We start from the raw sequence: 11117 nt of genomic DNA, 5'->3' as shown, positions 1-11117 counted from the left end.
TGATAAGGAGAAAAATAAACTTCTCTGATTATCTTTTTTACTGTATTGTAGCATATAAATCTGCAAGAATTATACCACAAAGATATGAATTCTTGCAGATTTAAACAATTATTTTAAATGTTATTTTGCTGATAATCAGAAGCATGAATGCTATTTAAGGGACGACTAAATAAAGTTCGTATAGCACTTGTTGAAGGAGATTATGAATTTTAAGTGACTACCACTGTTATCCCTGAGCAGAAGTATCTTTCAGAATCTTCCACTTTTCGATTTTTTCATTTAAGCTCATTCTTGCGTTGGCAGAACTAGGCGAAGGTAAGGTAGAATACATTCTGTCTTTGTCAAATCCAACGTATTTCTTATAAAATTCTTCAGCTTTTTTACTGGTAAAGAAAATATATCTGATTTGTGGATATTGTTTAAAGAACTTCTTAAAATCGTTGGGCTTCTCATTCTTGATATTACTATCTAAGCTTCCTGAGCCTTCGCAGGAATGAAGCACATCCCAAATGGCAATATGATTGTCTGTCAGTAGCTTTATTTTCTCATCGTAATTGTCGGGAAGCGTTTTGTCGAACAATATAAAAACAATTTTCCAAAACTGATTACTTTTGTGCCCGTACCGTTCCTGCTTGCGAAGTGATTCCTCGCTAGGCATTGTTCCCAGTATCAATATTCGGGATTCATTGTCTGCAATGGGTTCAAAAGCAATTTTTCTCATACCTACTTAATTCCATGCATCATTTTCAGTAATCTCTTCGAAAGGAAGAATAAGATAACAGAAGCCGCGCCTGCCATAAACACAAACAACATGAAGAAATCGTACAGGTTTGAGATTTGATAACCCATAAATGTTTTCGGATTCTCCATTTGCTGCTTTTCCAAATTGTTTTGAATCTGGCTCTTTAATGTTTTATCGTCTATTTTGGAGAAAGTCAAACGATCGAACGGAATAACCTTTGTTCCGCCTTTTTCCGTGACAGATTCTTCAAAGTCTTCGGGCAGAAGTGTTATGGAATTATTTTTCTCTGCTTCCTGAATGATACCCACTTCTATTATAGGTTGAGGATAATAACTGCTAAGCGTTCCTGCAAATTTGTTCGCTGCCGCTGTGCTCATATACCATGTAGCCATAAGCAATGATGCAAATCTGACCGGAGCCAGTTTATTTACCATCGACAAACCGATAGGGGATAAACAAAGCTCGCCGAAGGTATGTATTACATATAAGCTTACCAGCCATAACATACTTACTTTTACCCCGGGAGCAAGTCCCTTCACGCCGAAAGCAATAATCAGGTAGCCGATTGCAAGCAAAAATAGCCCGATGGACTGTTTAAAAGGTGAAGCAGGTTCTTTCTTTTTCTTGTTTAGTTTTGCCCACAGAACGACGAATAATGGAGCAAACAGGACAATAGCCAACGCATTAATTGATTGAAAATAGGAGGTCGGTATAGTCCGGTTGAATAAACTGATATGCCTTTCTGTTTGTTCTTCCGCAAAGTAGGTTAAAGATGCCCCTGCCTGCTCATATGCCGCCCAAAAGAAGATGACGAAGAAAGCTATAATATATATTACCCATATGCGGGAACGCTCGATCTTTGTCAATGAGGGATCGGAAATAATATATCCCGGGGCAGCAACTACCATCGAGAATATGATAGATCCGATGAGATCCATATCGAGAAGGGCATACAATAGATAAAACAGTATTATCCAGACGCCAAACCATATGATGACATTCTTTCTATTTGATTTCCTATTTCCCTGAATATTTTCTGATGCTTCCGGGCTGAGCTTTTTCTCGTCGCGGCTGTTTGGTATAACTCCAATGGCATCGCCTTCCGGCGTTTTCAGATATTTATCTTTATAGAAAATGAAAACCGCGAGTCCGATCAACATACCAATACATGCAGCCAGAAATCCCCATTTGAAATCGGCAGGATTACCTGTATCCCCAAAGAAACCACAAATTAATGGCGCGATAAATGATCCTGTATTCACACCCATGTAGAATATCGTATACGCAGAATCTTTCCGGCTATCTCCCGAAGCATATAACTGTCCGACCATTGAGGAAATATTCGGTTTGAAGAAACCGTTTCCTGCAATTAGCAAGCCAAGTCCTGAAAACATTAGTATCGTTGCAAAGCTCACATCTTCAAAGAATAATCCCGAGAGGAATAACAGAAATTGACCAATTGCCATAATCAGAGCCCCTACCATGATAGAACGCCTGTTTCCCCAATAGCGGTCGGCGATATATCCTCCGATCAGAGGGGTAAGGTATACAAGGCCTGTGTAGCTCCCGTATATTTGTCCGCTTAGTGTTTTATCAAACAATAATGCATTCAGCATGTATAAGGAAAATAACGCCCGCATACCGTAGTAGCTGAATCGTTCCCACATTTCGGTGGCAAAGAGCAGATATATTCCTTTGGGATGTCCTTTTTGTCCGGAGATAGATTGTGTATCAGAAATCATTTTTCAAAGTTATATAAAATAATTAGACCCGGTCTCCCGGGCCTAAATTCTTATTTTTTTATATTTGGTAGCTCCAGTCCGTACCCTTTTTTCTTGTCTTCTGCTTTCAACAGCAGACCGACTATGAGTGCGAGAACACCGAAACTGGTAAATATAATCATCGGTAATGTGTAGTCGTATGTAAGACTGCCATCAGGACGTTGTCCGGTTATACAGTATTTATCCAATACTTTTCCAATCAAATAAGGCACTCCCATCAATCCCCAGTTTTGCACCCAGAATATTAAAGCATAAGCTGTACCCAATTTGTTCTCAGGAATGATTTTAGGAACGGAAGGCCACATTGCTGAAGGTACCAGTGAGAAGCCGATACCTAACAAGACCATCAAAGCTGTAGCGAACCACCACACATTGAGCAATGGCATGGCAAAAAGAAAATGAACTACGATAAGGAGTAGTGCTCCTATTATCATAATAGTAGCTCCTTTTCCTTTTTTATCATAGATACCTCCGAAAAGCGGAGTTAAGAGTATTGCTCCGAAAGGAAGTATTGCCGGGATATTGCCTGCAAATTCCGGTTCGATATTATATTTGTTTATCATCAAATCGACTGCGTATTTTAAGAATGGGAATACAGCCGAGTAGAATAATACGCAAAGGAATGCGATCAACCAGAATCCTTTATTTTTTACAATATATAAGATGTCCGATATTTTAAATGGTTCTTCAGCAGTCTCGTTTGTTTCAGTAATGGATGCATCCAGCTTTTTGTCCATAACACAAAAGACGATATATGCTATTAGTCCGATACAGAGTAATGCCAGCCCAAATAAGATTGGAGCAGATATATTGTTGAAGTATTTTGCAATAGGAATTGCACCGGATAGAGCAAGGGTAGTTCCAATGCGTGCAACGGAAACTTGCAGTCCCATTGCCAAAGCCATTTCATTGCCCTTGAACCACCTCACTATAACTTTTGTTACAGTAATACCGGCAATTTCAACACCTACACCAAATATGGCAAATCCCAGACTAGCCAACATGACTTGCGTATTGACTCCAAAAATTGTACCCTCCAATCCGGAACCATATGCAACTGCATAGTATTTTAAAGCACATCCGATAAGCATTGTTATACATGCTCCTAATCCGGTGAATCGGACACCCATTTTGTCAAGGATAATACCTCCAAAAATGAGCATGAGAAGAAAGACGTTAAACCATCCGTAAGCGCTGGTGAAAAAACCATAGTCGGAACTATTCCATCCAAACTCACTTTCTAACATCTGTTTTAGTGGTGCCATTACGTCAGTAATAAAATACCCGCAAAACATGGTAAGGGCTACAACCCCAAGAACCATAAACCTGGCTGCTCTGGAGTCGCTTAATTTTTGTCTCAGAATTTCGGTCATCGATATAAATTATTAGTTTCTTGTTTTATGATACGCAAAAGTATAGAAAAGAATCAGTAAAGGAATCTCAAATATCCAAAAGATAGAAATTTGATATATTAGAATAAAAAGAAAATTTGTTTATAGACTATTCAGTAGGGCATTGATATTTGCCGTGAACAGTCTTACTGCTATAGCCATCAGTATGATACCGAAAAATTTCCGCAATACGTACACACCGCTTATTCCAACTATTTTTTCTACAAGTTTTAAATTCTTTAATACAAAAAATACAATTATCATATTCACAGCCAGAGCAATGATAATGTTTAATACATCAAACTCAGCACGCATCGAGAGTAGTGCGGTAAAAGTCGCAGGGCCGGCTATCAAAGGAAAAACAATGGGAACGAGAGTTCTTGATCCACCGGGAGCGTCGTTCTTAAAAACTTCTACACCGAATATCATTTCGATGGAAATAATAAAAATAACCAAGGCTCCGGCAACGGCAAAAGACGAAACATCCACGTTGAATAACTTCAACACCCAATCACCCACGAAAAGAAAGGCGGTCATTATGATAAAAGAATAGATCGCTGCCTGAACAGGATTTACATCTTTACTTTCTCTCTGAAAGTTTAGAAATATTGGTACAGATCCGAAAACATCGACCAGTACAAATATTACAACAAATGCGCTTAAAATTTGGGTGAAGCTGATACTCAAGTCCATAATAATAACGATTTAGAGATATATTAACAAAGTCATGGACAGTGTCAATTTGTATAAGCGGCGCGCCGCTTTGTTAATTAAATTTTGCTCCTTGAATAATATTCCTAAAAAAAGAAATAATAGAAAAAGCTTTTGTTTTTCGAACAATTTCGCCCATTTTATAAAAATCAGGTTTTCTTTCTTTTGTTATGGGAACTATCATTTTTGTGTTTTCTATCCTATATTTTCCAAATTTACGAGCATAAACATATCTCCATCTTTCTCGTGATAATAAATATGAAATATAGTAAAGTGAATCGGGGTCTATATCTTTATATTCATTTTTAGGAGTTAGAATTGCGACTTTATAAAAAGCATAAAATGGAAATTCCTGGACAAAAGAAGAACAAACACTACCATCTGTAGCCACAGTTATAGATGGGAACGGATAAAAATGACTCGGTTTTTTCCATGTTGATACGCCATTCATAAATTCACTTGTAGAAACAATCGGGAAATTTCCTTCATCTAAATCTTCAATTTCATCTTTTCCTCCTAATTTGACATCAAAGTAATCAGAAACTAAAATTTCACCTAATTCTTTCTTATTTAAAACTATAGAAGATTCACTTGAGAATAAATCGCCTTTTAGTCCTATTGAAGATAGATCTCCTAATAATGCATTCTCCAATAATTTACTTCCATTTGCAATGTAAAAAGAAGCCTGTTTTCTTACAAATTCTTCTAATCCCATCGTGAATTCATCATCAGAATGAACTTCACTCATTATGTAATTTTCTGGTGTCCATTCTTTTGATTCTAAATCAATCAGTGGATACGACGTTAATTCTGGGATACTTATTTTTCTTCTAAAAGCATCTATTATTATTGGAATTTGTGAACCTCCTCGTTCAATCCTATTTTTCTTTTTTACTTTATAACCATCATTGTTGATTCGGCACATAAAAACGTTTTTTTCTTTATGAGGAATCCCTTTTTGTATCATGATTATGGCAGTATCATAAGATGCATATGGTTGAAAAACATCAGGAGGCAAAGTTATGACCATGTGCAGTGTATTGTTTTTTAATATTTTATTATGCCAATCTGTTGTATTTACAAGTAAAGAATATGGAACAATACTAGCGAGGATACCTCTTTTTTCAAGGCTACACAGTCCTCTATCAATAAACTCTGTAGCTGGAGTATCTGTTTTTTTATGAGGAAAAGGAGGATTCATTAATACGAATTGTACTTCTTGATTAGGATAGTTTTTATTTGAAAAACAATTATCTTTTATTACTCCACTTTTTCCATCACCTCTTAATATCATATTAGTTATACAAAGAGCAGCGGTTGCGGGTTCCGATTCTATTCCAAATAAATAATCTTTAACTATATTTACAGCTTCATCATATGGTCTTTTTGTTTTCTTTACCATTTTATTAAGTGCTCCTATTAAAAATCCCCCCGTTCCACAAGCTGGATCTAGTATCTTATCTCCTGGCTCAATATCTAAGATTTCACAGATCATATCAATGACATGCCTAGGTGTAAAGTATTGTCCTATAGTATTTCCTCCTGTGTATCGAAAGAAAGTCTCATAGAGTTGTCCTAAATAGTCATGTTCTCTAATGAATGAATTAATATTTACTTTCTTTAGAATATCGACAATTTCCCAAGCCCTTGCAGCTAAAGTTGAATTTTGAGTATCAACTCGCAAACTTTCTTGCAGTTGATATTTTCCTGCATTAACGAGTGCTTGCTGTGCGTTTGAATTAATTTGAGATAGCACTATAGACTCTTGTACAGAAACATCCCCTTGCCAAAGAGCAAGCATAATAGTTGCAATATAAATAGGCCTATATTCATCTTTTATTTTACACTCTCTAAGTATTTCGTTTAGTCTTTCCGCTTGTTGCGATAAAATAAAATTACTGGGCTTTTCCGGTTGAACTTCTGTTAAATTTATAGACAATATAATTTTGTTAACCTGCTCTAAAGACGGAATCCAATCTATTGGAATTCCATCCAAAGTTAAATCACTCCATCCTGAATGTGTAAGACGTTGCACCCTTACATTACAAATTTCTTTTTCTCCTCCTGCGATTCCTACAATGACAACTTCATGCCCTAATGCCAGACAAGCATTTGCATAATGCTGCGCATCTTTAATAGCCTCTTCAATTTGAGAACTTGCGGCTTTAGTTTCTAGCACTAGAACTGGTTTCAGACCTTCACTAGAATTAACCATGAGGAAATCGGGATATCCGTCACCTTTCCCTGTTTTTGATTGTTTTCTAAATATTTCGTCTAGATGTTTGTAGTTTTTATATTCATTTTCTTCCAAGCATTGTCCTCCTTTATTCGGAGTTGCTAATGCCCAACCCCTAAATGAGAGTAATTCTTTTGCTACTTGCCTAGCTCTCTGCTCTGTTTGCTTTTTGGCCATCAATGTAAATCTTTAAGATTGAAGAAACTTGAAATTACAAATATAACATCTTTTTTGGAAAATTATTACTTAATTTTTTCCCCTTGTTTCTATCATACGTAGATTCGAGTAACGATACGTAAAATATTAAGGCTAACTTTCATATTGTTAATTTCTGTATGAGGATAATTAGGATTTGATCTCAGAGGAACAAGTATAATTCCAAAAAAATGCTGTACCTTTACGCGCATCAAAAACGATAGTTATATCAGATTATTATTTTATGCAAGAAAAAATCATTATCCTCGATTTCGGGTCGCAGACCACCCAGCTCATCGGTCGTAGAATCAGAGAATTAAATGTTTATTGTGAAATTGTTCCTTACGACAAATTCCCTTTTGATGATGACTCGGTAAAAGGAGTTGTTCTATCCGGAAGCCCTTTCTCGGTGAATGATGTTGATGCATTTAAACCGGATCTTAGTCAAATTAAAGGGAAATATCCTATACTGGGTATTTGTTATGGGGCTCAGTATCTGGCATACTTATCCGGTGGAAAGGTTGAAAAAAGCGACTCGCGCGAGTACGGCCGTGCCCATCTGACAAAAATAAATTCTTCCGATCCTTTATTCGATGGTGTATCTGAAGGGACTCAGGTGTGGATGTCTCACGGGGATAGTATTACTACATTGCCTGAGGATTTTGAGATCATTGCCAGTACAGCGGATGTTGCTGTGGGAGGCTATAAGATAAAAGGTGAATCCACTTGGGCTGTACAGTTTCATCCGGAGGTTTACCATACAACAGACGGAACGTGTTTATTAAGCAATTTCCTGAATATTTGTCATTCAAAAAGAGGCTGGAGTCCGGCATCTTTCATCGATACTACTGTTGCCGAACTGAGACAACAACTAGGCGATGATAAAGTAATTCTGGCTCTTTCGGGAGGGGTAGACTCTTCTGTTACAGCCGTGCTCTTGAATAAAGCCATAGGTAAAAACCTGACTTGTGTATTTGTAAATCATGGTCTGCTTCGCAAGAACGAGTTCGAGAATGTACTGAAAGACTATGAACACCTCGGACTGAATGTAATCGGGGTGGATGCCAGTCAACGTTTCTACAATGAACTGGCAGGGGTTACAGAGCCTGAGAAAAAGCGAAAAATTATTGGTAAAGGTTTTATTGATGTTTTTGATGAGGAAGCTCATAAACTGGAAGATATAAAGTGGCTTGGACAGGGTACGATCTATCCTGACGTGATAGAGTCGCTATCTATCACCGGTCATATAATCAAGTCTCATCATAATGTAGGCGGTTTGCCCGAAAAAATGCACCTGAAATTGGTAGAACCTCTTCGTCTATTGTTTAAAGATGAGGTGCGCCGAGTAGGGATTGAATTAGGGATGAAGGAAAATCTTATTAAACGCCATCCGTTCCCGGGACCGGGACTTGGTATCCGTGTATTGGGCGATATTACTGCTGAGAAAGTTGAGATTATACAAAATGCAGATGATATATATATCCGAATGCTCCGCGAATATGGCTTGTACGATCAGATATGGCAGGCAGCAGCAATTTTGCTCCCGGTGAAATCGGTAGGGGTTATGGGCGATGAGCGTACATATGAAAGCACTGTTGTTTTGCGTGCTGTAACATCAACAGATGGAATGACCGCCGATTGGGCACATTTACCTTATGAGTTTTTAGCGAAAGTGTCAAATGAGATCATCAATAAGGTAAAAGGTGTAAATCGTGTGGTTTACGACATCTCTTCTAAACCACCTGCGACAATAGAGTGGGAGTAAATATAGTTACCTTATATACATACAAATGGGCTGTCTAAAAAACCTTTTGGGACAGCCCCTTTTATTTTCGTTAGAGTAGTTTAAGATACTACTTTGTCTATTTGCTTTTTTCCTTTGCCCAAGAGTCTTTCAATGACACGGTACGGTTGAAGACCATATTTTCGGCAGTAGAATCGGTATCTACACAGAAATATCCCGTACGTTGGAATTGGAATTTATCTCCGGCTTTAGCATCTTTCAGATAGGATTCCATTTTGCAACTTTTTAGCACTTTCAGCGAATCCGGATTTAGTAATTCCAGAATATCCCTGCCATCGTCCGCCGGATTTTCTACCATAAATAACCGATCGTATAGCCTTACCTCCGCATCGAAAGAATCCTCTGTCGATACCCAGTGGATAGTTCCTTTTACCTTGCGTCCGCTTTCAGGCATGCCACTCTTTGTAAGAGCGTCATATTCGGCATATACTTCTGTTATATTGCCGGCCTCGTCTTTTTTGCATCCTGTACATTTCACGATGTATGCATTCTTCAAACGGACTTCATTGCCGGGTGTAAGACGGAAATATTTTTTCGGGGCATCTTCCATAAAATCATCTCTTTCGATATACAATTCGCGAGAGAAAAGGATATTATGGCTACCCGAATTTTCGTCTTCCGGATTATTTTGAGCTTCCATCATTTCGGTTTTTCCTTCCGGGTAATTTGTTATGATCAGTTTTACAGGATCGAGTACAGCCGACACACGTGTCGTTCTCTTATTCAAGTCTTCACGTACAGCGTATTCCAGTAAGCCAAGATCATTTACTCCGTCGTACTTCGTATATCCTATTCTGTCGATCAGATTATGAATCGATTCAGGGGTATAACCCCTGCGACGAAATCCGCAGATAGTAGGCATACGGGGATCATCCCATCCTGTCAATATTTTTTCTTCGACCATACGACGCAAATTACGCTTACTCAACAGCGTATAAGTGAATTGTAATTTATTGAACTCGTATTGACGGGGGCGATAGTTATTGGATGCCAATTGGTCGATGAACCAATCGTATAACGGGCGGTGTACTTCAAATTCCAAAGTACAGATAGAGTGGGTTACTCCTTCGAAATAGTCGCATTGCCCATGCGCGAAATCATACATCGGATAAGCCTGCCATGTAGTTCCTGTGCGGTGATGCGGATGTTTGATGATACGATATATGATAGGATCGCGGAAATGCATGTTAGGTGCTGCCATATCTATCTTGGCACGAAGCACCATACTGCCTTCCTCCAAAACTCCCTCATTCATTTTTTTGAACAGATCGAGGCTTTCTTCGATAGGACGGTCACGGTACGGGCTATTTACACCCGGCTGGGTTGGGGTACCCTTTTGTTTGGCAATTTCCTCAGCGGATTGCTCATCGATGTATGCTTTCCCTTCTTTGATCAGCTCAATGGCAAAATCCCATAATTGGGCAAAGTAATCAGATGCGTAATATACATTCGCCCAGTCGTAACCCAACCATTTTATATCTTCCATAATAGAGTCGACAAACTCTACGTCTTCTTTTACGGGGTTGGTGTCATCGAAGCGGAGATTACATACACCTCCGTATTTTTGGGCTATACCAAAGTCTATACAAATTGCTTTTGCATGACCTATGTGCAGATAACCGTTTGGCTCAGGCGGAAAACGTGTCTGCACACGACTGTCGTTTTTACCCTCCCGCAGGTCGTTTTCTACAGCAACCTCAATAAAATTGAGACTTTTTTTAGGTTCTTCCGTATTCAAAATATTCTCAGACATATGTATAGATATTAATATTGTTTTTCAGCGGTTTCAGCCATGTATTTACTATAGGCCAGATGAAATTCATCGAACTTCTCAGTATCCTTGTACCGGGCTACTATTTCCCTCGATTCCTGATATAATTTCTCTGCTTCTTCGAGTTTAAGTTCCCTTGCATATTCCATTGATTTACGGTTCAGTTTAGCGGCTTTTTCAGCATCACTGTCGATTGATGAACAGGAACTTAATACAATAACAGCAAAGGCAATACTTAGTATAATTCGTTTCATAAAATAGATAGAAATAACAAAAGTAACATATATAGTTTAACTGTTACTTGCTTTTCTCAAAATGTAAGGCGCAAAGATACAGAAAATCAATAAATATTGAAAGATGTTAGGGCAACCGCATCAAAAAAGTGAAGAATGAAAAATTAAAAATCGTTAGTTTGTATTTTATAAAAAAGAAAGATAAAGGAAACTCCAAATTGAATATCTTTCCTGGATAAAAAAGCTCCATCTG

The 11117-nt window shown here is 38.0% G+C and carries 8 protein-coding genes; 1 reads left to right on the top strand and 7 read right to left on the bottom strand.

What is annotated here, in order from left to right; all coding sequences use genetic code 11:
* Window positions 1–226: 226 nt before the first annotated feature.
* The 5 genes from ACYPZI_RS14915 to ACYPZI_RS14895 form a co-directional block, all read right to left on the bottom strand.
* A complete protein-coding gene (locus ACYPZI_RS14915) occupies window positions 227–721 on the bottom strand; it encodes a DNA-deoxyinosine glycosylase (protein ID WP_459602995.1) in 495 nt (164 codons plus the stop codon).
* 2 nt (window positions 722–723) lie between these two features.
* Complete coding sequence (locus ACYPZI_RS14910) at window positions 724–2463, bottom strand: peptide MFS transporter (RefSeq protein ID WP_459602997.1); 1740 nt, start codon at window positions 2461–2463, stop codon at window positions 724–726.
* A 71-nt stretch (window positions 2464–2534) separates the two neighbouring features.
* Window positions 2535–3896: an MFS transporter gene (locus ACYPZI_RS14905; RefSeq protein ID WP_459602993.1), complete on the bottom strand. Its 1362-nt coding sequence runs from the start codon at window positions 3894–3896 to the stop codon at window positions 2535–2537.
* A 120-nt stretch (window positions 3897–4016) separates the two neighbouring features.
* The gene (locus ACYPZI_RS14900) at window positions 4017–4607 is read right to left on the bottom strand and encodes a MarC family protein (protein WP_459602991.1); all 591 of its coding nucleotides are present in this window, start codon (window positions 4605–4607) and stop codon (window positions 4017–4019) included.
* Between the two features lie 73 nt (window positions 4608–4680).
* Entirely contained in the window at window positions 4681–7038 is a 2358-nt protein-coding gene (locus ACYPZI_RS14895; protein ID WP_459602989.1) for an N-6 DNA methylase, read from the bottom strand.
* A 262-nt stretch (window positions 7039–7300) separates the two neighbouring features.
* Here ACYPZI_RS14895 and guaA point away from each other — a divergent pair, with 262 nt between their 5' ends.
* The gene (guaA, locus tag ACYPZI_RS14890; protein WP_459602987.1) at window positions 7301–8821 is read left to right on the top strand and encodes a glutamine-hydrolyzing GMP synthase; all 1521 of its coding nucleotides are present in this window, start codon (window positions 7301–7303) and stop codon (window positions 8819–8821) included.
* 97 nt (window positions 8822–8918) lie between these two features.
* Here the strand turns inward: guaA and ACYPZI_RS14885 are convergent, their stop codons facing one another.
* Window positions 8919–10613, bottom strand: coding sequence for a glutamine--tRNA ligase/YqeY domain fusion protein (locus ACYPZI_RS14885; protein ID WP_459602985.1), 1695 nt, complete (start codon window positions 10611–10613; stop codon window positions 8919–8921).
* An 11-nt stretch (window positions 10614–10624) separates the two neighbouring features.
* On the bottom strand, window positions 10625–10885 hold the full coding sequence (locus tag ACYPZI_RS14880) for an outer membrane protein assembly factor BamD (RefSeq protein ID WP_459602983.1): 261 nt from the start codon (window positions 10883–10885) through the stop codon (window positions 10625–10627).
* Window positions 10886–11117: the final 232 nt, after the last annotated feature.

This window comes from Dysgonomonas reticulitermitis (assembly GCF_054601275.1).
The sequence above is the reverse complement of the archived record's forward strand: the minus strand, read 5'-3'. Positions and strand labels throughout refer to the sequence as shown.

What these genes read in the sequence shown, in the direction of transcription:
- ACYPZI_RS14885 (WP_459602985.1), bottom strand. Translation starts at nt 10,613, where the DNA reads ATGTCTGAGAATATTTTGAATACGGAAGAACCTAAAAAAAGTCTCAAT.
- ACYPZI_RS14915 (WP_459602995.1), bottom strand. Translation starts at nt 721, where the DNA reads ATGAGAAAAATTGCTTTTGAACCCATTGCAGACAATGAATCCCGAATA.
- ACYPZI_RS14900 (WP_459602991.1), bottom strand. Translation starts at nt 4,607, where the DNA reads ATGGACTTGAGTATCAGCTTCACCCAAATTTTAAGCGCATTTGTTGTA.
- ACYPZI_RS14895 (WP_459602989.1), bottom strand. Translation starts at nt 7,038, where the DNA reads ATGGCCAAAAAGCAAACAGAGCAGAGAGCTAGGCAAGTAGCAAAAGAA.
- guaA (WP_459602987.1), top strand. Translation starts at nt 7,301, where the DNA reads ATGCAAGAAAAAATCATTATCCTCGATTTCGGGTCGCAGACCACCCAG.
- ACYPZI_RS14905 (WP_459602993.1), bottom strand. Translation starts at nt 3,896, where the DNA reads ATGACCGAAATTCTGAGACAAAAATTAAGCGACTCCAGAGCAGCCAGG.
- ACYPZI_RS14880 (WP_459602983.1), bottom strand. Translation starts at nt 10,885, where the DNA reads ATGAAACGAATTATACTAAGTATTGCCTTTGCTGTTATTGTATTAAGT.